This is a genomic window from Thermococcus sp. EP1 (assembly GCF_001317345.1).
GTDB lineage: Archaea > Methanobacteriota_B > Thermococci > Thermococcales > Thermococcaceae > Thermococcus_A.
Genome location: NZ_JXCG01000003.1, coordinates 68,902 through 89,770, shown reverse-complemented (window position 1 = coordinate 89,770; position 20,869 = coordinate 68,902). Strand labels below are relative to the sequence as shown.

23 protein-coding genes are annotated in these 20,869 nt (G+C 40.0%); 15 read left to right on the top strand and 8 right to left on the bottom strand.

Annotated elements, in window-relative coordinates; translation table 11 throughout:
- Window positions 1-150 precede the first annotated feature (150 nt).
- The 3 genes from EP1X_RS03235 (at window position 151) to EP1X_RS03225 (ending at window position 3,384) form a co-directional block, all read left to right on the top strand.
- On the top strand, window positions 151-1,494 hold the full coding sequence (locus EP1X_RS03235) for a cyclic 2,3-diphosphoglycerate synthase (RefSeq protein WP_055281669.1): 1,344 nt from the start codon (window positions 151-153) through the stop codon (window positions 1,492-1,494).
- A gap of 55 nt (window positions 1,495-1,549) precedes the next feature.
- Window positions 1,550-2,056: a magnesium-dependent phosphatase-1 gene (locus tag EP1X_RS03230; protein ID WP_055281668.1), complete on the top strand. Its 507-nt coding sequence runs from the start codon at window positions 1,550-1,552 to the stop codon at window positions 2,054-2,056.
- Window positions 2,057-2,154: 98 nt separating this feature from the next.
- Window positions 2,155-3,384, top strand: a complete 1,230-nt coding sequence (locus tag EP1X_RS03225; protein WP_055281666.1) for an MFS transporter — start codon at window positions 2,155-2,157, stop codon at window positions 3,382-3,384.
- Window positions 3,385-3,426: 42 nt separating this feature from the next.
- Here the strand turns inward: EP1X_RS03225 and EP1X_RS03220 are convergent, their stop codons facing one another.
- Window positions 3,427-4,173, bottom strand: coding sequence for a class I SAM-dependent methyltransferase (locus EP1X_RS03220; protein ID WP_055281665.1), 747 nt, complete (start codon window positions 4,171-4,173; stop codon window positions 3,427-3,429).
- A gap of 146 nt (window positions 4,174-4,319) precedes the next feature.
- Here EP1X_RS03220 and EP1X_RS03215 point away from each other — a divergent pair, with 146 nt between their 5' ends.
- Window positions 4,320-5,168, top strand: coding sequence for a DUF6544 family protein (locus EP1X_RS03215; protein WP_055281663.1), 849 nt, complete (start codon window positions 4,320-4,322; stop codon window positions 5,166-5,168).
- Between the two features lie 8 nt (window positions 5,169-5,176).
- On the opposite strand, the gene EP1X_RS03210 is transcribed toward EP1X_RS03215, so the two are convergent.
- The gene (locus EP1X_RS03210) at window positions 5,177-6,037 is read right to left on the bottom strand and encodes a hypothetical protein (RefSeq protein ID WP_055281661.1); all 861 of its coding nucleotides are present in this window, start codon (window positions 6,035-6,037) and stop codon (window positions 5,177-5,179) included.
- A gap of 169 nt (window positions 6,038-6,206) precedes the next feature.
- Here EP1X_RS03210 and EP1X_RS03205 point away from each other — a divergent pair, with 169 nt between their 5' ends.
- From EP1X_RS03205 to EP1X_RS03185, 5 genes are all read left to right on the top strand, one after another.
- Window positions 6,207-6,950, top strand: a complete 744-nt coding sequence (locus tag EP1X_RS03205; RefSeq protein ID WP_055281659.1) for a CPBP family intramembrane glutamic endopeptidase — start codon at window positions 6,207-6,209, stop codon at window positions 6,948-6,950.
- 411 nt (window positions 6,951-7,361) lie between these two features.
- A complete protein-coding gene (locus EP1X_RS03200; RefSeq protein ID WP_055281658.1) occupies window positions 7,362-7,940 on the top strand; it encodes a GNAT family N-acetyltransferase in 579 nt (192 codons plus the stop codon).
- 480 nt (window positions 7,941-8,420) lie between these two features.
- Complete coding sequence (locus EP1X_RS03195; protein ID WP_055281656.1) at window positions 8,421-8,741, top strand: DUF3795 domain-containing protein; 321 nt, start codon at window positions 8,421-8,423, stop codon at window positions 8,739-8,741.
- Between the two features lie 15 nt (window positions 8,742-8,756).
- Complete coding sequence (locus tag EP1X_RS03190) at window positions 8,757-9,584, top strand: bifunctional 2-polyprenyl-6-hydroxyphenol methylase/3-demethylubiquinol 3-O-methyltransferase UbiG (RefSeq protein ID WP_055281654.1); 828 nt, start codon at window positions 8,757-8,759, stop codon at window positions 9,582-9,584.
- A gap of 170 nt (window positions 9,585-9,754) precedes the next feature.
- Window positions 9,755-10,504 (top strand): class I SAM-dependent methyltransferase, encoded by a 750-nt coding sequence (locus EP1X_RS03185; RefSeq protein ID WP_055281652.1) that lies wholly within the window; start codon window positions 9,755-9,757, stop codon window positions 10,502-10,504.
- Between the two features lie 15 nt (window positions 10,505-10,519).
- On the opposite strand, the gene EP1X_RS03180 is transcribed toward EP1X_RS03185, so the two are convergent.
- Window positions 10,520-11,275: an MBL fold metallo-hydrolase gene (locus EP1X_RS03180; RefSeq protein WP_055281650.1), complete on the bottom strand. Its 756-nt coding sequence runs from the start codon at window positions 11,273-11,275 to the stop codon at window positions 10,520-10,522.
- A gap of 236 nt (window positions 11,276-11,511) precedes the next feature.
- Between EP1X_RS03180 and EP1X_RS03175 the strand changes: the two genes are divergently transcribed.
- Both EP1X_RS03175 and EP1X_RS03170 read left to right on the top strand, forming a co-directional pair.
- The gene (locus EP1X_RS03175; RefSeq protein ID WP_055281648.1) at window positions 11,512-12,006 is read left to right on the top strand and encodes a hypothetical protein; all 495 of its coding nucleotides are present in this window, start codon (window positions 11,512-11,514) and stop codon (window positions 12,004-12,006) included.
- 21 nt (window positions 12,007-12,027) lie between these two features.
- Window positions 12,028-13,197: an aldo/keto reductase gene (locus tag EP1X_RS03170; RefSeq protein ID WP_055281646.1), complete on the top strand. Its 1,170-nt coding sequence runs from the start codon at window positions 12,028-12,030 to the stop codon at window positions 13,195-13,197.
- Here the strand turns inward: EP1X_RS03170 and EP1X_RS03165 are convergent.
- The 3 genes from EP1X_RS03165 to EP1X_RS03155 are packed head-to-tail and all read right to left on the bottom strand — an operon-like array spanning window position 13,183 to window position 15,351.
- Window positions 13,183-13,707 (bottom strand): NUDIX hydrolase, encoded by a 525-nt coding sequence (locus EP1X_RS03165; RefSeq protein WP_216597215.1) that lies wholly within the window; start codon window positions 13,705-13,707, stop codon window positions 13,183-13,185. The genes EP1X_RS03170 and EP1X_RS03165 overlap by 15 nt on opposite strands.
- Window positions 13,708-13,756: 49 nt before the next feature.
- Window positions 13,757-14,536, bottom strand: a complete 780-nt coding sequence (locus EP1X_RS03160) for a hypothetical protein (protein WP_055281644.1) — start codon at window positions 14,534-14,536, stop codon at window positions 13,757-13,759.
- On the bottom strand, window positions 14,533-15,351 hold the full coding sequence (locus EP1X_RS03155; RefSeq protein WP_055281642.1) for a hypothetical protein: 819 nt from the start codon (window positions 15,349-15,351) through the stop codon (window positions 14,533-14,535). The genes EP1X_RS03160 and EP1X_RS03155 overlap by 4 nt, the downstream gene beginning before the upstream one ends.
- Before the next feature lie 221 nt (window positions 15,352-15,572).
- Here EP1X_RS03155 and EP1X_RS03150 point away from each other — a divergent pair, with 221 nt between their 5' ends.
- Window positions 15,573-15,761 (top strand): PLDc N-terminal domain-containing protein, encoded by a 189-nt coding sequence (locus EP1X_RS03150; RefSeq protein WP_055281640.1) that lies wholly within the window; start codon window positions 15,573-15,575, stop codon window positions 15,759-15,761.
- A gap of 1 nt (window position 15,762) precedes the next feature.
- Here the strand turns inward: EP1X_RS03150 and EP1X_RS03145 are convergent, their stop codons facing one another.
- Window positions 15,763-17,703 carry a helicase C-terminal domain-containing protein gene (locus EP1X_RS03145; RefSeq protein WP_055281638.1) on the bottom strand — a complete coding sequence of 647 codons (1,941 nt, stop codon included), beginning with the start codon at window positions 17,701-17,703 and terminating at the stop codon, window positions 15,763-15,765.
- Window positions 17,704-17,771: 68 nt separating this feature from the next.
- Here EP1X_RS03145 and EP1X_RS03140 point away from each other — a divergent pair, with 68 nt between their 5' ends.
- Entirely contained in the window at window positions 17,772-18,035 is a 264-nt protein-coding gene (locus EP1X_RS03140; protein WP_055281636.1) for a hypothetical protein, read from the top strand.
- Window position 18,036: 1 nt separating this feature from the next.
- Here EP1X_RS03140 and EP1X_RS03135 read toward each other — a convergent pair whose 3' ends face one another.
- Window positions 18,037-19,083: a M42 family metallopeptidase gene (locus EP1X_RS03135; RefSeq protein WP_055281634.1), complete on the bottom strand. Its 1,047-nt coding sequence runs from the start codon at window positions 19,081-19,083 to the stop codon at window positions 18,037-18,039.
- A gap of 167 nt (window positions 19,084-19,250) precedes the next feature.
- Between EP1X_RS03135 and sfsA the strand changes: the two genes are divergently transcribed.
- Window positions 19,251-19,943 carry a DNA/RNA nuclease SfsA gene (sfsA, locus tag EP1X_RS03130; protein ID WP_055282081.1) on the top strand — a complete coding sequence of 231 codons (693 nt, stop codon included), beginning with the start codon at window positions 19,251-19,253 and terminating at the stop codon, window positions 19,941-19,943.
- Between the two features lie 66 nt (window positions 19,944-20,009).
- Window positions 20,010-20,852: a toprim domain-containing protein gene (locus EP1X_RS03125; protein WP_055281633.1), complete on the top strand. Its 843-nt coding sequence runs from the start codon at window positions 20,010-20,012 to the stop codon at window positions 20,850-20,852.
- Window positions 20,853-20,869: the final 17 nt, after the last annotated feature.

The following is a 20,869-nucleotide window of genomic DNA, read 5'->3' as shown; positions in this document are numbered from 1 at the left end:
TTTAGTACTAGTAGTGTCGAAATTTCTTTTTGATCCCTAAAGCTAAAATGAAGATTTTTGGACGAAGAGTTTCATTAGGCAACAAAAATAGTTATAAATGCCAATATCTAAACATCACCTGTCTAAGCTGAATATTTTGAGGTGATAAAAATGGCCGAAAAGAAAAGAAAAAGAGTAGTTATTCTCGGAGCAGCTGGAAGAGATTTCCATAATTTCAACACATTTTTCAGGGACAATCCCGAATACGAGGTAGTTGCATTTACTGCAACTCAAATTCCCGATATTGAAGGAAGAGTTTATCCCCCCGAACTTGCTGGAGAACTTTATCCCAATGGAATTCCAATATGGAGTGAAGATGACTTAGAAAAAATTATCAAGGAGCATGATATAGATATTGTAGTATTTGCTTATTCTGATGTTTCACATGAGCACGTGATGCACCTTGCGAGCAGGGCCCATTCAGCAGGAGCCGATTTCTGGCTTTTGGGTCCAAAGAGCACCATGATAAAGAGCACAAAACCTGTTGTGGCCGTCACAGCTGTAAGAACTGGATGTGGGAAGAGTCAAACCTCAAGAAAAGTTGCTCAATTACTTCAAGAGATGGGCTACAAAGTAGTTGCTATAAGACACCCAATGCCCTATGGTGACTTAAGAAAGCAGATCGTTCAGAGATTTGCATCATATGAAGACCTCGATAAACACGAATGTACCATCGAAGAAAGAGAAGAATATGAACCATACATCGACAGGGGAATGGTTGTCTATGCTGGTGTAGACTACGAGAAGATCCTCCGTGAAGCCGAAAAAGAAGCTGACATAATCCTCTGGGATGGCGGAAACAATGACTTCCCATTCTATGTTCCAGATCTCTGGATAGTTGTAACTGATCCACACAGGCCTGGACACGAGCTCAAGTACCACCCAGGCGAAACCAACTTCAGAGCTGCCGATGTTATAATAATCAACAAGATTGACACTGCCAACAGAGATGACATCCAAAAGGTTCGCGAAAGTATCGAAAAAGTTAACCCCAATGCTATCGTCATTGATGGTGCTTCACCACTCTATGTTGATAAACCCGAGCTCATTAAGGGTAAGCGTGTTCTTGTTGTTGAAGACGGACCAACACTTACCCACGGTGGAATGAGATACGGTGCTGGTTACATTGCAGCTAAAAAGTTCGGAGCAAAAGAAATAATTGATCCAAGGCCTTATGCAGTCGGTTCAATTGTCGACACATACAAGAAGTACAACCATCTAGACGTCATTCTCCCAGCCATGGGTTATGGCGCCAAACAAATCAAAGAACTTGAAGAAACCATTAACAGAGCCGATGCTGACGTAGTTGTGATAGGGACCCCAATTGATCTCAGACGCGTTATGAAACTCAATAAACCAGCTGTCAGAGTTAGGTATGAGCTCGAAGAAATCGGGGAACCAAAGCTCAGGGACATCCTCAAAGAATTTGTCGAAAAGCACGTTAAGAAGGAGTGAACCCTTCTTTTCTTTTATATCTTGTTTTTGATAATAATTCGTTTTTGGTGATATCATGAAAAAGCTTTTGGTTCTTGATTTAGACGGAACACTTTGGGAACAAAAAGATGTACCACAAATGGTTCTTAAATTTGAAATTCTCCGATTTAAAGATCCTCAATTTAAGGTTGAAGGGAATCTGCTCATAGATGTTTATGGAAGAGAAGTTAGGCTTTTTGAGGGAGTTAGGGAGTTTCTTGAATGGGCAAAGGAGAGATTTATCTTAAGCATCGCAAGTTGGAACGTAGAAGAAATAGTACGGCCAATTTTAGAAGCATTTGGAATTTGGGAGTATTTCCTCTTTCCAAAAATGGAGAATCATCCCGATAAAGCGGATATGATCAGGAGAACAATTGAACATCTTAAAAGTATTGGTTATGAGATTAAAGAGGTTGTTTATGTTGATGATAAAGCTTCTCATGTAGAAGATGTAAAGAGAGAGGTTCCGAATACAAAATTCATCCATATGTGGGCTGATATCAAGAGCTTTGAAGATCTGAAGGAATTTCTTGAGAAGAAGTAAATAAACTTTTGCACCATGGCTTTTTTGATTAAATGATCACTACTGATCACAAACATAATTGCAATTGAGCATTCTTACTGTAATTTGGTGATAACATAATGCTCAATAGAAACTTCTGGCTCTATGCCCTCGGCAGGTGGATATCTCAAGTTGGATGGGTAATTCAGGACATTGCAGTTCCTCTTTATGTCCTAGATAAAACTGGTAGCGGAGCCATAATGAGCATTTTTATAATAGCTGAACTGGTCCCAAGACTCTTAGTGAATCCAGTAGCCGGTGTAATTGGTGATCGCTATAACCGAAAAAATCTAATGGTGTGGCTCGACATAGCTAGAGGTATTCTTCTTTTCGGCGTTATTCTCTTCAATCTACTCGATATCCAGAGTCTGCTTGCTATCCAAGTAATCATGAGTATTATGGGAGCATTTTTCTCAGCAGGGATCTCTGGAATGTTCCCCGACCTTGTAAAAAGAGAAGAACTTGCTCAGGCTAATTCTACACTCCAGAGCGGTGGTCAGATAATAAGAATCGCTGGGCCTATATTGGGAGGAATAATTTACGCATTTGGTGGGCTTAGACTTGCAATCCTAATAAATGCAGTGAGTTTCTTTGGTTCCGGACTCTTTGAGATGTTAATAGAGTACCAGTGGGGAAGCCGTAAGATTTCAAGTCTCGGCGAAGTGTGGGAAGATATGCTCGAAGGTTTTAAATTTATAAAAAATTCAAAGAGTTTACTCATTCTTGTTAGCCTCGGAATAGTCCTAAACACTCTGCTAAATCCGATTTTTGTGGTTATCCTCCCGTACATGTCACGAGTCATTTTAGGGTTCTCCTCCGTTCAATTCGGGAGTATTCAAACCGCCGCTACAATTGGAGCCTTGGCAGGAAACCTCCTCATAGCAGGGAAACTCAAAGAATCCTCCGAGAATTTGCTATTTAAAGCTCTTTTTGCCCAACTTATATGCTTGCTTCTGCTTTCAGTGGTTGTACATCCTCTAATTAGGCCTGTAGCTTATCCAGCACTACTCGGGATTTTTATAGGGGGTGGCTTCTTCAACATTCTGGTTAATGTTCCCCTCTTCACTAAGCTTCAAAAGGGTGTCCCCAATGAAGTCCGTGCCAGATTCTTCTCTGCCTTTGAGACTGCAATAATGGCTACAACTCCACTTGGAATGGCAGTTATTGGGCCTCTCCTAGATACCGTTGATGTTTCAACCCTTGTGGCTACCCTAGTTACTCTCAGCCTCCTTGCATCAATGTATTACTACCTCAACTTCAGAGAAAGTGTCATGAACATCGGTGTAGAAACGAGGGAAATGATTGGGTAACCCATGGAAAACCCAAATCCAGGATAGCCGTTGTTTTTTAAATTATTCTCTATTTTTTAATCCCACTAAGAGCAAGTAGTGGGGAATGCATTCTAAATTGGCAATTTCAAAGTCTTCTCTGTCCTCTCCATATTCATGAAGTGCTACAAGCTCACAACCTCCTTTTAGCATTGCCATAACATAATCCTCAATCGTCCAATGAAACTCATAGGCAGGAATAATCCCCTTAGGGGTCTCCCGCTCCCATTGATGGGGTCCTCTGTCAAAGTAGTTATGCTCAATCTCGAGTCTATCCGGTATTTCAGCCCAAATCCTCCTGAATGGGTGGTACTCGTTCACTATGAAGAGGCCTTCGCGCTTTAAAATCCTACATGCCTCACTGTAGTATTTTTCCAAATTAGAGACCCAAACAGCCACATGGCCACCAGTGTAGACAATGTCAAAGCTCTCGTCTTTAAATGGCAAATCTACAACATCAGCCTGTACAAACTCAATATTAGCGTCAATTTCTTTAGCCCTCTTTGCAGCAATATCGAGCTGCTTTTGTGAAATATCCACAGAGGTGACTTTAGCTCCCATCCCCGCAAGAGCAAAGACCACTAAGTTATCGCCACTTCCCAAAACACAGACTTTCTTTCCTTTAACATCTCCCAAATATTTAAGTTCGAGCTCACTTAGAACAATCTCTGGATCTTCATAGGCTTTTCTCCATATTTTTTCTACCCTCTTTTGCCACTCTTCAGCCGTGGCATCCCATCCTCTTTTATTAGCCTCGTGATAGTGATTCATCCAAAATGCCTCCAGTGTTTAGAACCCAGCGAACTAAAACTCTCTTAATTCTTCTTTGGATACCCAAAACTATATAACGCTTATGTATAATGAGATTTGTAATCACAAATTAAAGTGATGGAACTTCCAAAACGAGGTAAAACAAAATGATAAAAAGCGTATTAATTGTATTGGGAATAATTGTTATTCTAATAGTCTCAACTGCTGTTCTTGGTGGTGTTGCATTCACCAAAAAGACAAGGAATGAGGCAAAAGAGCTTTTTAAAGAGAGTGATATGACAAAACCCAAAGTCATTACCGAGGAAGATATACAAGATTTGCCTGAGCCGGTTCAAAGATATTTAAGATATACCCAGATCATAGGTAAGGAAGAAATCAACACCGTTAGATTAAAACAAGGCGGGTATTTCCGTATGAAAGAAGATCAAAAGTGGATGCCAATAACAGCAGAGCAGTATTTTAGGATAGATTCCGCCGAGTTTATTTGGATAGCAAAAGTGAGAGCTGCTCCACTGCTATCAATACATGCAAAGGACGAATTTGTTGAGGGTAAGGGCAATTTGGTAGTAAAACTATTGGGGTTAATTACGGTTGTCGATGCAAAAGGAGATGAGGTTGATCACGGAGAGCTTTTGAGATTTCTCGCCGAATGCATCTGGTTTCCTTCAGCATTTTTAAACGACTACATCACATGGGAATCTATAGATAACACCTCAGCAAAAGCCACAATAACTTACAATGGGGTTTCAGCCTCGGCAGTTTTCCATTTTAACGAAAAGGGTGAAGTAACGAGAATCACTGCAAAACGGTACATGGAGGTTGATGGAGAGTTCGTTTTAGAGGACTGGGAAGGACAGATTGTGGAATACAAAGTGTTCAACGGCATTGTTGTCCCAAGCAAGGTCAACATAATATGGAAGCTGAAAACAGGAGACTTTTGCTATGACCAAATTGAAATTGTGGACATCGAGTACAACACTTTATCAATATACTAATGCTGATTTCACCTTCCATCATTAATCTCAAATTTAGATATCTGCCACCCAAAGGTGGCACTCCTCTTATGCGGACCTCCGAACTCGGTCCCAACTTCCCAATCTTCTAGATAGAGTTCGTCAAATTTCCTAACTCTACAGGGATTCTCTTCAAAAACTTCTTTAGTTATGAGTAAAAGAGGTACAACATCAAACCTTATCTCTCCACTTTTAATGGGCCTTTTTAGGCGGAAGGTTATTAAGTCCCAGGGGAGAGCATTACAGTAAACCCATACCTCCCATTCCACTTCTTTTAGAGTGCCGTTTACAACTATTGGGGTTTTCACGATCTCAATTCTACTCCCTGCTGGCCTAATAAGTGAATTCGAGTAGAGCCACACCATTAACTCCACATCACCTTCTTTAACCTCCCTCGCTTTCTCCTCTGCAGTTAACCACGTCTCCATCGCGAGGTTTATAGGAAGATCTCTTTCATGCCAGAGGGAATAGTTCAAGATAACTTCGAAGGTCTCAATCACCCCCACTCTCTTAGGGAGCTCTCCTCTAGTTTCATGGCCTGTCCATGGCTTGTATCCATAGAACACCTCGGGATAACCTTGGACATAGCGATAGGGTTCTCTCATTACGATGTCGCTTAGATTGGCATGAAACTCTATCGTGGCATTATCCCTATGGTAGACCAGTTCAACGCTTCCATTAAATTCCTTAATGTTCCAGAAGTTGAGCTCCATCATAAGCTCAGTGCCGTTATAGTCTATCTTCCTGTTTGAACCGGGCTCGGTTAGAGTAACATCTCCTTTATTTTCCAAACAACCAAATATTAAAAATGCAAAAATAACCAGACTGACAGCGATAAGTTTTGTTTTCATAATGCTCCCCTTAATTTTTGAATTTTGTTTAATCCATTATTTAAGTCTTTATATTTAACTCTTGCAACTTGGAATTTAGCATGAAAAGATCAAAAAACTTCTGGGTAAGCAAAGGTTTTTATATGGCCAAATGCAACTCGATTCATTTAAACGCAATGGAGGAAGCTAAATGCAGACGGCTCTTCAAATGGCACTTGGCGCCTTTGGAACAATCCTCTTTGTACTCCTCGCACATAAAAAGATTGGAAGTTATCCCTCACCTCTGCCAAAAAGTGAAAACCCAAAAAGAGAGCTCCTTGAAGCGGTCACTATTTGGCTGATTATATTTGCATCAATCACATACATCGTGCTTTTTGGCGCTGAATCTTATCCAAGCATAGCAATAGGGGGAATTAAGTTTTCTATGCATTTTTTCCTCGTCCTTCTGCTTCCATTTGTGGTTGAGGTTGTGATCTACAAGCGAGGTGCAAGAGAGCTTGGCTTTAGAAGCCCAATAGCATGGAAGCCCGCAGCTGCATTAGTTGGGTTTGGCATGTTTTTTGGCTTTTTTGCGTTCCTCTTTGAGGGTTCTGTATCCACAAGTATGGATAAGCTGATAATCGGATTCCTCTCCCCATCGTTCAAAGAGGAGTGGTTTTACCGTGCTACACTTCAATCAAAGCTTGAGAGAGCATTGGGACAAAACAAAGCCTGGTTCTTTGGAGGATTGCTTTTTGGATTAGCGCACATTCCGACAAACTTTTTTGGGCCTTTGTGGGAAGCTTCAGGATACAGTATAGCTGCAGCTCTATTTAGATTTCTTGGACAGTGTGCATTTGGCTGGCTCTGGGGAATACTCTATATGAAAAGCCGCAGCATTTTTCCGGCAGTGATTGCCCACTATTTCGCCGATTTTCTCCCAGGGTTAATGTAGCATCGCTTTTTGAGGAAAGTATTTTGGAAACCTCCGGGGTACTATAACACTAAAAAGATGCCAAAAGACTCAAAATTGCTCAGTTTTGACCATTAGAATATTGTAATTTGAGCACTTTAAGAAATAGTGAGGTGATGTAAAGTGTTTAACTTTGAGAGTTTGAGATTTTGGACAAGAGTGAGCAAAGAGGAGAGCAAAGTCGTGAAAGAATGGGCTGTTAAAGAAGCATGGGAATTCAGGAACATGATGTGAGATAGATGGCCGGGATGAAACGGAAGATAAAAAAGAAGGAACAAATTAAGCCAGAGGATCTTTTTCTCTGGCACGCTTTGAATTTAAAGCGATAAAAAGTAACAAAATATTTGCTATTAAGAAATAGACTACCTATAAAGTTTTTAGGAGGCATATATAATGGAACGACCAAAAATTATGGAAGGGGAGAAGGTTTCATTGGCTGTTATTTTGAAAGAAGACAAAGATAAATGGTTTTTATTGGCAAATGACAGAGATATACAAACCTTCCTTAATGATGGAGCGAGAATATACCCCAGAGAAAAATTTGATGAGATCTATGAGGTGTCCAAAAAGAACAAACAGAAAATGGTAGATTTTGCAATAGTAGACAACATCAGTGGTGAGCTCGTTGGGTTCATCGGTTTACAGGGAATTAACTGGGTTTCAAGGCATGCTATGGTCTGGTATGCTATAGCTAGAGAGCATTGGGGGAACGGGTATGCAAGTGAAGCTTTGAGTTTATTATGCAAGTTTGCTTTCGAGAACATGAATCTCAACAAGATTTGGGCAAGAGTGTATGAGCCGAACAAAGCTTCTCAGAGAGTTTTGGAGAAAAATGGCTTCAAGTTTGTTGGCCGCTTAAGGAAACATGTTTATTTGCCTGAGTTTGGTTACGTGGATGAGCTACATTATGACCTGCTGAGAGAGAACAATAAGGGAAGCATGGGGTTCTCCTTTAGCGGGTGCTGGCTATGAGTCTGGAGGTTTTCAATTAAAGGGAGGATTGGCTATAAATGAGGCTCTCTTTTACTTTGGGGAAGCTCTCTGGTTATTGAGAGGAGTTTCTCGAGGAGAGAACTAAAAAGCGAAAGAGTGTGTGCACAAGGTTTGGCAAAATATGAGATGGAGAACTTAAAGAAGGGAGAATAATAGCCGAGAGTGTGGTTGTGAAAGGCAAATGAGGAAAGTGACTCAATAGTTTGGAGGACTTGAGATGGGATATGAAAAATCGAAAAGTATGGGCCTATCCAGAGACGAATTCTCTGGAAAAATTGGCAGATAACTTCAAGCAGAACAGGAAGGATGTCGCGAAAACGTGACGCGTTCACTAATTGTCATGCTCAGAGAGAAGATGAAAGTATGAGGACGGATGCAGGGTTTAAATAACCGTTCTTGCAGAAAAGGGAAAGCTTAAAGTGAGTTAAACAGACATTAAAAACCTAAGGAGGTATCGTTATGGAAAAAGTTATTGGAGTATGTGGATGCATATGTAGCGACTGTGGAATGTATGGAAAAAACTGCGAAGGATGTTATGCCATAGAAGGCAGGCCGTGCTGGTTGCATGAAGTGGGACTTGATGTTTGTGATTTTTATAAGTGCTGTGTAATTGATAAAGGTCTGGAGCACTGTGGGCAATGTAAGGAAATCCCATGTGATAGATTCTGGAAGAACAAAGCCCCTACATTGACGGAAGAAGAGCACAAGAAAATCGTGGAAGAGAGGGTTGCTTTACTTAAAAAGCTATTTCCCCACTCACCTAAAGCAAACAAGTCTTAATATGGGGGGAAATCTATGAACTATGAGCACTCAGTTAAGAAATATTACTCCAAATCTGGTACGGGAGAATGGGAGAGACTTGTCAAAGATCCATATCATCACTTAGAGTTTGAAACAACTATGCATTTTCTCAGGAAATACTTACCCAGAGAGGGTTTAATTTTAGATGCTGGAGGAGGACCTGGAAGATATACAATTGAACTAGCAAAGCTTGGTTATGACGTCGTTCTACTTGATCTAACTCCAGAGCTGTTAGAGATCGCAAAAAAGAGAATCCAAAAAGCAGGAGTTCAAAGAAATGTGAAACAAATAATAGAAGGGTCTATTGATGACCTTTCAACCTTTGAAAGCAACAGCTTTGATGGGGTAATTTGCTTAGGAGGAGTGCTTTCTCACATAGTGGACAGAAAGAGAAGAGAAAAGGCTATTGATGAGCTAATTAGAGTCGCAAAGAAAAATGCTCCAATTTTTATTTCAGTAATTGGGAGATTAGCGGTTTTGGTGGGGCAACTTGTGGACTTTCCAGACTCTACAAAATCAAGACCTGACATATTTATAGAGATTAGAGATAGTGGAGATTATTCAGGTGAACTTGGATTTGCTCCAGCCCACTTTTATCTACCTGAAGAACTAAAAGAAGAACTAGAAAAGAGAAATGTAGAGATTTTAGGAATGGTGGGTCTAGAAGGTTTGGCATCTACCCATAGAAGAGAGCTAAATAGCTTTTACAATAACTATCAAGAGGTTTGGAAGATTTGGTGGGAGAGTCATTTGAAAACCTGTACTCACCCAAGTGTTGTAGGGCTCAGCGAACATTTCATGATCATTTGCAGGAAAGTATAAAAGATAGCACAGGGACAAGAGGAACTTTAATAATTCTCTTACTGGCTAGTGCACTACATTTTAGCAATGAGAAAAGAATGGCTGTAATAATGAATGATGATACTGTAGTTGAGCATAATGGTTAACGTTAAATAATGTCATAGAAGAGATGCACATCAAGAGGGATGTTTATGAAGATTTATAAAAACTTTGCATATCTCTATGTAAAAGGCCGTTACTCTCGCTTCAGCGAGAAAATGGCTGAAATACTCCCCATAATACTTGAGATGTTCGATGTAAAACCACAAAAGATTTTGGACATAGCCTGTGGAGAAGGCACATTTGCAGTTGAAATGGCTAAAAGAGGTTTCCAAGTCGTAGGTGTTGACATTTCCGAGGAGATGCTGAAATTTGCAAAAGAAAAAGCCAAAAATGAGAATGTAAATGTAGAGTTTATCTGCGGAGATATGCGCTCTCTGGATTTTGATGAAGAATTTGACCTAGCAACATGCTGGTATGACAGTCTAAACTATCTACTTACTTTGGAGGATTTGGAAAAAGCCTTTACTGGTGTGTACAGCGCACTCAAGAAAGGAGGACTCTTTATTTTTGATATGAATACAAAATACGGCCTAGCTATTGGGTGGACACGTCGCCCCTGCTACATTGACCAAGAGACCGAGGATGTTTTTGAGATTCACCAAGCAAGCTACGACTTTGAAAGTGACATAGCTACCCTAAAAATCACCGGATTCATTAAAGAAGGAGAAACATGGACCAGAATAGACGAAGAACATAAAGAAAAGGCCTACACCCTGAGAGAAATTAGAGAGTGCTTGAAACGAGTAGGATTTAAAGAGCTTGCCTGCTGGGGAAGTATAAAAGACATGAGTGAACCCCAACCAAATAGTGGCAGGGTCTTTTTCGTAGTTCAGAAATAAGGTAGAGGCGATCGGCTATATGTCAACGTGCATGAAATCCCTCGCCACGATGTATGGCCTCACCATCTCCTCAAGCTTTTCTTGAGGGTAATTCATATGGCTTATGTGGGCAAAGACAGTTTTCTTTGCCCTGACTATCCTAGCGAGTTTTATCGCATCATCAACCCCAAGATGAGCCTTTGGAATTGAATGCTTGTGCGTCATATCCGCAACAAGCAAGTCAGCACCTTTGATCTCTTCTAGTGTTGTATTATCATCAAGTATTTCTGGACCAGTATCGCCAGTAATTACTATCTTTTTATCCCTGATTTGTAATATAAAGCCGCCTGCAACTTCTATTGGTTGGTGGACGACTCTAAAGTGGTAAACCTTAAAGCCAAGGTCATGCCACTTGCCAAACTCTAAAGGAAAATACTCCCAATTCCACCTACTCTCCCCTACGAAACGCTTTTGCATATCTTTTGCTACTTCGAGGGTTGTGGCATGCCCATAAAGCCTAATATGCTTAAAAATCTGGAGTTCGGGCAAACCTCCTATGTGGTCAAAATGGGCATGAGTAATGAAAACATGTTGAATTTTCTCATTAATGTGTTCCAAATGGTAGTGTAGATCTGGTGAAGGATCTATTAATGCCCTGATTTTAGGAATATATATTGAAAATCGCGTCCTCCTATATGATGGGAACTTTCTAGCCCTTGAACAGTTCTCACAATTACACAATGGTTTAGGGATGCCGCTGTACACTCCAGAGCCGAGAATTATAACTTCCATTCCAGAACTTCCCTCCAAGTTAGTTAATATTGGAAATAGTTAATTATGGTTCTTACAAAACATTATATACTTATTGGACAATAACAGAAAGTTAGTATGCGTAAACATTCCAAGAATTGATGAACTAATTAGTAGTGCAGATGCGGGAGCTCAGGTGACAAAGAGCTTTGGGGTGTTTTGGCCCTCTGCACGGTATCATTGACAGCTTTGAGATGAATAATGGAGGAATGTTACTAATGAATGGAAATACCAACAAAACCGATGCGTTTTTAAAAAATACTAGCATTTGGGAGGGAGAGTTTACTAACTACGTTAATCGGGCCGGAGGAGTGACACAACAGGGAAAGATAATAATCGAAACTGAGTTTCAAAATGGCATCGTGATCCAGAGAAATATCTTTGTGAGACCTGATGGAACGAGAAGTAACTACGTGGGCATCGCAAGGATGCGGATAGAAGGAAATAAATTGCTCTGGGATGGTGAGACGGAGGAAGATCCTAATACAGGAGCAAAAATTAGAAACCATTCATTCGAAGGTTTTGTAACCGATGATCAGATATACATCCTCGAGACCTATGACGAGGTTCTTCCTGCTGGGGATGTAGAAAGAAGACGGAACACTACCCACTATTGCTTCTTAAGCGAGAGTGAAGCTGTAATGACGGCTAATGTTTACGTTAATGATGAGTTGCTTGTTTTTGCATACACAAGGTTGTGGAAGAAGAAGTAAAAGATTTGAAAGGTGATATTCGTGAAATACCGAAAGCATAAAGGTTTGAAAATTTCCGAAATTGGGATTGGAACCTATGCTCTGAGCGGGGTTTATGGGGCAAAAGACCTTGGAGAGTTCAAAAAAATGATTGAGCGCGCTTATGAACTTGGGGTTAACTTCTTTGACACTGCAGAAGCCTATGGAAACGCTGAACAAATTTTGGGAGAGATTGTAAAACCCTTCCGTGAAGACATCTATATAGCTACAAAAGTTGGGGTTAGGAGCAGCATAAAACCAAACCTCTCCAAAGACTACATCAAAAAAGCCTGTGAAGAAAGCCTCAAGAGACTGCAGACCGATTATATCGACCTCTACCAAGTTCACTTCCATGACCCAACCACGCCAATAGAGGAAACCATTGAAGGGTTGGAAGACCTTGTTGAAGAAGGGAAGATTCGATATTATGGGGTTGGTCACTTACCTTTAGATGTTACTGAGGAATACTGCAAGCTTGGAAAGCCCTTCTCAGTCCTTGCAGAGTTTAGCGCAGTTGCAAGAGAGTCTTATGAAAAGCTTTTGCCACTTTACAGGAAATACAATTTAGGAATCATTGCGTTCAGCACAACGGGGAGAGGCTTGCTCACAGGGAGGTTTAAAGAAAATCAAAAGTTTGAACCTGGGGATATACGTTATTTAGACCCACTTTTCCAGAGGGAACGCTTTCAACACGGCTTGAGAATAGCCAAAAAGTTTGCCGAGTTGGGAGAGAACTATGGTAAGACTTCAGTACAAGTTGCCATCGCTTGGGTTCTTGCCCATGAAGGGGTAATATGCGCCCTAACTGGACCTTCAACGGTAAAGCATTTAGAAGAGAACGTTGAAGCGAGTGGATGGGAGATCCCCAAAGAGGATTTGAGAGAGTTGGATGAGTTCTTTAAGAGAGAAGACGAGTGGCTAAGGCAGAAGCAGAAAGAATCCATAAAACAAATTCTCACTGAACCCCTCCAAGAACCTCAAAGGGCCTTCGTTGATTTGATATATGTTATTGAAACTGCACTTTCTCTTGGCATTATTAAGGAGAAGGAAATACTGCCAGTTTTCTATGAGCTCTATGGCTTGAGGAAGGAGTTGGATAAAGAGGGTGTTAGTGAAAAACTGAAGGACATCCAAGCCCAGCTGCGAAAAGTAATTCCACTAGATGCTCTTTGACCTCTTTTTCAAATTTTCCCACACCTCTATATGCTGCGTGGTTTGAGGGAGATTCCTCAACGCTTTCCGCAAGAACTTTGGATAGAGCGGGAGAGTCTCAAGCTCATCAAGAGAAAACCACTTAAAAATCAACCTGATTTCTTTTTCTTCCTCTAGATGTTCCTTCCCCCAAAACTGTCTTTTCTTGTAGAGGGAGCAATCCTTGGGAAGCTCTACCAGATAGTAAAGTCCCATCTCATGAAAAAGTGTCCCACCATTTTTAAAGAACGTCTCAACAACCCACATTAGCTTGTCCACACGAACCTCAACACCAAGCTCTTCTTGCATTTCTCTCTTTAACGCATCTTTTGAAGGCTCCAATAGCTCAACCCGTCCTCCCGGCAGAGCCCAAAAATTATCCTCTTCCGCTCTGTGGAGAAGAACATGAGTTTTATTGAATACAATCCCAACCACCCGATAATTAAACCTTATATCCCCTTTTTCAAACGTCACCATCTTTCTTATTCTCAAAATTACCATCTCCACTTTGAATTTGGATTATACCCCTCAGTTCCCGCACTTAAGTCTTTATTGCTATCACGAGTTCCTCCCTGAACTTTTCCCTTTCTATAGGGAGCGATTTTATTGGAATACCATTCACGAGCATCCAATTCCGCCCTCTGGACACAAACTCTTCTGGGTGTTCCCATCCATTCAACATTCTTATCTCCAGTTCCGGGGCGATTTCCTTCACTATTTCTTTACTCCTCTGTGCCCAAAGATAAGTGAAGGGACATGTAGGTTCATAGAATAGGAAGACTTTACCAATATCCTTATCGTTCCTCTTATATTCCTCTCCACCCTTCCAAAAACCAGAATAAGGTTCTTTAAGCTCCCTTCCGCTAAACGAGTAGTAAAGGTCTTCTTTAGTTATCTCCCTGAAGCCTAACCTCTTAAAGAACTCTGCCTGTGACAAAAATTCTCCCGTTTCAAATGCATGGGTCACTAAAAATTCATATTTCCCTCTTGCCTTTTCAATGAGTTTCTCGACCATAGTCCTTGCTATTCCCTTTCTTTGAGCTTCTAAAAGAGGATTGTATATACAGTTGACAACTAAAACGTTTTCTCGCTTCAGACTTGTTGGATCTGCTTTTTCAGGGTAGGTTAATAGCTGAACGGCGGGCTTTCCATTGAAATATCCGACAAAGCCCACATCCCCATACGTTCTCAGCATCTCAAGAAGCCATGCTCTTTTAATCTCAACTCCTTTTTTGTATGCCTCACTGATGGTAGGAGGATTACACACTGAAATCATGTCCTCTATATTAGTTTCATCAACTTCCCTAATCTCAATCCTCATCTTCCATACCTCCAGTGAAATATAGTCACAACAAGCCAGCCAAATAAGAAGTTCGATAAAAGGACTTCCACAAAGTGCGCTCTTCTTATGACATCGGACATATATGGATTGGGAACTAAGAGGAGACTAGCCATGAGTACTGAATAGAGCAAAGCCACAGCTAAACGGGCTTTCCTCCAGTCATCAATCATCTTAACTATTGGGATTGCCAAAAGGCCCCATACTATGCCCCTTAAGATTTGAAATGGAAGTATCCATGCCGGCAGCTGCAGGTTAGCGTAGTATTCATCAAAGGCTTTCCCTGCCAATGGCTTGAAGACCAAAGCTCCAAACGCAATGTAAATAAACATGTAAACAATTCCAATTAAGAGCAATTTCCAAATCCAAGCCTTTAGAGGAAGAGAAAACTCTTTAGTATACTCTTGAGGACTTTCTTCCATTTTACCATGCAGTGTCACTGCTATCGGAGAAAAAATCGCTGCAACAATAAATCCTTCTACAAAAAGCTTTGGAATCATCTCAGGAGGGATTATCTCTTCAAAGTAGGTTAAGAATACAATGGTCTCTATCTGGCTCAGAAACGTCATTACCCCATAAAACACAGCAAAAGTTGTTAAAACGAGTTTCCAGCCGCTCCACTTGGAATTGACTATTACATAGCTTAGCACTAACGTATCAAAGAATGCCACTAATGACCAATATATTAAGTTCCCAATCTCTGATGGGGATCTTATCTTAGGAATAGGAAACCAAAACAGAAGCGCTAAAATTAATGTCAAGAATAGGATTTTTATAGTAATATTTTTTAATTCCATATACTTGCCTCCCCTTAAATACGACAGTGAAGTAATTAAAAATAAGAATTGAAACTATATAAATGTTCTTTCTGACCTCCTCCCCGCCCTAAAGAACGAGGCTTGAAAAAGAAAATGTCATGTTTTTACCACAAAAATTAAAGCGCGAACTCACATGTTTTACTAAAATACTTTGAAAAAATTTATAAATTACTGTAGTAATTATGAGCTGAGGTGAAATCATGCTGGGCAGTTGGTGGTTAGTAGGTCTAATAATAGGGCTCTTAGCAACCGTCTGGGTTATCTACGATGTTGCAAAGAACCAGAAAGACATGAGAACTTCAAAAAAAGTTCTATGGATTTTAGTGGCATTTCTCTTTGGGGTCATTGGGGCAATTGCATATTACCTTATTGTCAAAAGAAAGGGCTAACTCATTTGACGCTTTTTTCTTTAATTTCAATTTTATCTCCACGATAAAAATCTATAAGATGTCTTTTCATTGAACTTAAAGTTACAGGCTTTAGAGTTTCTTTCATCCAATCAGGTAGATCTTTTTTTACAGCGCCCCAAAGCAACCTGTAATCTAAAACTATTACAGCACCCCTCTCCTCTTCACTTCTATGTACCCTTCCAGCAGCTTGAACGAGTTTTCTATGAGCAGGTAAAACATAGCCATAATATCGCCCTTTCCTTGGGAACTTGCTTTCAAAATATCTTATCTGAGCTTGCACACGAGGAGTTGGTCTAGCATAAGGAATACCTACAAGAATCACACCATTCATTTCATCTCCACTATAATCTTGTCCCTCACTATTTCGTCCTCCCATAACTCCAAGAAGAACTGCTCCTTCTTTTTTAGACTCTTCCTTAAAAGCCATTACAAGAAGATCATTTTCTTTAGATGACCCTCCTTTCTTCTCTATGAAGACCTTCTTCCCAGTTGCTTCTTGAATTTGAATATCAACGTTTGCAGATAGAAGACCTTCAAGAACTTCATAAGATGCTGTGAAAACCCCTACATTCTTTGGAATAAGCTTCACAGCCTCCACGATATATTTGGTCATTTTTTTATAAAGTTCGAGACTTCTTTCGTCTCCTCTTGTAGATACGTCCTTAGCAACAAGTACTATTGCATTTTCTCTCTTTACCATCCTAGGAAACTTTTTGAGTTTCCCTTTTATTCCCATAACATCAGCAAATGCTTCAAGAGGAGCTAGGGTCCCAGACATGAAAATTGCAGACTGAACATTTTTCACAAAATTCAGGGCCTTTGAAGGGTCTAAAGCAACAAGTTCAAGTGAAAAACCTTTATCACGGCTCATCAAGAATAAATAATCCTCTTTACCAATAAGTGCAAACCATAAAAGGAGAAACTCCCCTACTCTCCCTACATAACTTCTTGGGGGAAGGTTTCGCTCAATCTTGTCCTCCCTTATTGCATCTCCTGCCTTTACCATCTGATCTAAAATTCTAACAAGTTGTTTTTCATTTATCCTCAAAACATCAAAAACATGATAAAATATACTCTCAGGTATTATGGGAACCTCATCAACTTTCATGTCTTTTAGTTTTTCCTGATAGAGCTTCTCTAGCCCTCTTAAGAATATGCTAAGGAAGTTTGCAATCTCATGCTCTTTGTATTCATCGGCCTCCTTTATCGCCCTATTGATACTATAAATACTTATCTTATCGCTTAAAGCATTTATAGCCTGATTAGGTAGGTTATGAGCCTCATCAAATATTACAATCAGATCAGAATAATCGAAATCAAAATATGCCATGAAGTTCTCTCTAATCCCAGGATTAATCATGTAGAGATAACTAGCAACTATCACATCAGCTTTAAGGGCTATTTTTCGAGTAAGTTCATATGGGCAAAAATCAAGCATTTTTGAATGAGTTAACACAGTTATAGGTTCCGCTGGTCTTTCCACGAAATATTGGACAAGTTCATCAAATTCCTCCTTCTTCTTTTTCAAATTTTCAAAAAACTCACATTTTCCAAGTTTTTTTAAGTTTTTACAAACAATCATTGCATTATACGCATCTGGAGCAAAGTTCTGAATATATTGATGGAGACATAGTTCTTTTCTACTTCTAAATTCAACTCCACCAACATGGGTTTTCTTACTTATCGCTTTGAGTTCTTCAATTACCCTGTCCATTTGTTTATGGGTTCTTGCAAGGTAAATAATTTTGTACCCCATCTCCTTGGCATACGGAAGGACTCCAGCTAACACACTTATCGTTTTTCCAAACCCCGTAGGGGCCTCAATAACCAGATTCTCCCCATTTCTAATGGCATTATCCACTAATTCAATAAACTTTTTCTGATTTGGCCTTAGAGAGGTATAAGGGAAATATTCGCTCATCTTCACTCATCAAAAAGGTTATTAATGAGGGTTTTTAACTTTTCCTAAAGCATTAGAGAGGGTCTAAAATGGAAGAGTATCAAAGAAAGTTATTAGAAGCTGGAATTGAGGGAGGCATTCTCATGATTCTTGCATACCTTTTCTACTATCAAAACTATCTCCTGTATACATGGTACCGTGGATTGCCACTACCTCCAAAGATACCATTCATAATAGCTGGCATTTTAACTGGGGCCGCATACCTCCTTTACAAACTCTATAGAATATATCCAGAGATCCAAAAACATAAAATTGCCGAAGTTTTAAGAGAAGAAAAAATAGAGGGAATTTAAATCAAATTTCGAGCTCATGTATGTGCTCGAGGATTTTTACCATCAGCTTAACACTTGCATCAACGTCTCTCTCGTCAACAACTTCTGCATTTGAGTGGATATACCTTGAAGGAACACTTATTGCTCCTGTTGGAACACCTGCTTTGTTGAGGTGTATTGCTCCAGCATCAGTTCCTCCACCAAGAAGTATATCCCACTGGTATGGAATCTCGTATTTCTTGGCTATTTCTTCCATCCACTTAACTATTGTTGGATGGCATATAACAGAGCGATCCATGATTTTTATTGCAGTTCCCTTTCCTAATTGGGTCACTTGCTTGTGCTCTGGTGTTCCAGGAACATCAGCAGCAATTGTAACATCTATAGCAAATCCATAATCCGGCTCAATTCCAAAAGCACTAGTTCTTGCACCCCTAAGGCCTACTTCCTCTTGTACTGTAGCAACAAAGTAAATGTCTGCGTTAGTTTCTTTAAGCTGTCTTGCAGTTTCAACAAGAGTGTAAACAGCTATCCTATCATCAAAAGCAATACTAACAAAGCGGTGGTTACCAAGCTTCTCCAAACGACCATCCCAAGTAATTATTGTGCCGATTTTAACACCCATTTCCTCAGCTTCTTCTTTGCTCTCTGCACCCACATCTATGAAAATTTGATCCCAATCTGGAGCTTTCTTTCTCTCTTCTGGTTTTTGAATGTGAGGCGGAACACTTCCACCTACACCATAAATAAACTTGCCTTTGTCAACCCAAACCTTGAAACGCTGGGCAATTAAAGTTCTGGGATCAATTCCCCCGATAGGTGCAACCCTCAAGAATCCGTTTTTCTCAATATGAGTGACCATGAGACCAATCTGGTCCATGTGGCCAGCGAGCATAACTTTCGGACCATCACCTTTCTTGTGAGCAATAACGTTTCCAAGCTTATCTACTTTAACTTCATCTACGTAATCTTTGAAAGCCTCAATTATGATGTCCCTAACTCCCATAAACTCATAACCTGTAACTCCTGGAGCCTCAACTATCTTCTTCAGAAGTTCATAGTCCACCATTGCTACCACCTCGTTTAGATATTCATCGTAATGTAGTATGAAGTATATTTAAGGTTTTAGGTGCAGGATGAAAATGAGACATCCACTATGCTTTTATGGAATTTATGGATGACAATGCGCAGTCAAAAATGTATAAGTTTAAATTAACCCAAAACCCAGTATATTTCATGTTATTAAAGCTTCCAATAATTGAGTGCACTTTCATAAAAAGACTTAATCGGTTTGTTGGCCTAGTGGAAGTAAATGGAGAAATTAAAAAAGCTTTAATAACAAACACTGGGCGTTTAGAGGAGTTTATGATAGAAGGGAGAAAGGCATTTTGTGTTCCAAAGCAAGGTGGAAAAACAGATTTCATCTTAATTGGATTCTTAGAAGCGAATGGAAGGGGAGCAATCATAGACACAAGGACCCAAGCAAAAGCCTTTGAGAGAGCTGTGGAATTAGGGTTAGTTTCTTGGCTCAAGGGGTGTAGAATAAAACGAAAAGAGGTCAAAATAGGCAATTCAAGGTTAGACTATCTTTTAGACTGCAATGGAGAAGAAGTATGGGTCGAGATGAAAAGTGCGGTTCTGAGAGAGGGAGAATACGCTATGTACCCCGACTGTCCAAGCATTAGAGGACAAAAACACATAAAAGAGCTCATAAACCTCAAAGATAGTGGAAAAAGGACAATGATAATTTTTATCGGAGCCTTGCCAGGAGTTAAGAAATTTAAGCCATATGAAAAAGGTGACCCAAAAATTGCCAAACTTTTAAAAGAAGCAAAAGAGAGAGGTGTTGAAATTAAGGGAATTTCTATAAGCCTCCTTCCCAATGGAGAAATTATCTTGGAGAACAATAACCTAGAAATAGAAGTTTAGCCCAAACACTTTTATAACGCCTGACCAATAAAAACTCGGGGGTAACACCCCGTGGAGGTGCTGGGAATGACTATTGTTGATGTTAGAATTTTGGTGGAAGGAGCAAGTGATGTAGAGGTAGTGAGTAAAGCTCTCCAAGGACTAGCTCTTGGGAGTGAGTACAATATAACAATTTCTGCTATAATCCCTACTACAAACTTAGAAATAGCCAAGAGTGCTGCAGCTGGAGCAGATTTACTGATAATAGCTACAGATGCAGATAGGGTCGGAAGAGAGCTTGCGGAGAGAATGTTCAGAGAGCTGGGTGAGCTAGTTGGTCAAGTGGAAAGAATGAAAATCCCAATGGGGCATGACTTGGAACACATAGATGTGGAGTTGGTAAGAAAAGAGCTCAAAAACACTCTCGTTAGAGCAGGCCTAAAGAGCCTCCAAGTTTTGCCTGAGTACGTAGCCCTAAGAAATCAACTATTTGACTTAAAGGGGAAATACGAAATGTTAAGCCAAGAAAACGAAGAGCTTAAACGGAATTATCAAGAACTCGAGCAGAAATATGGAGAGCTCCTAGAAGAATATAGTCAGATTTTGGAAGAGAACAACAGACTTAAGGAGTCCTTAAAGAAAAGGGCCAATGTTTTTAGATTAGCCGAAATCTGGAAAGAACTCTTCGGTGAAACAACGCCTCCTGAAGAGGAATTTATTGCAGAAGCTGTTGAAAAGTTGAACCTTGGAGGAAAGATAATCGTTGGCCAAGGATACATATACTCAGAAGACGAGGATCTCATAGTTGAGCTTCTCAGAATCGTTCATCTAAGCCTAAGTATAGCCCAAGCACAAAAGGAAGAACCCCAAGTAGAAGAAAAAACCCCCGAAGAAATCGAAGAACCGGAGACAAGATTTGAAGACTTTTAATCTTTTATAATTTATTT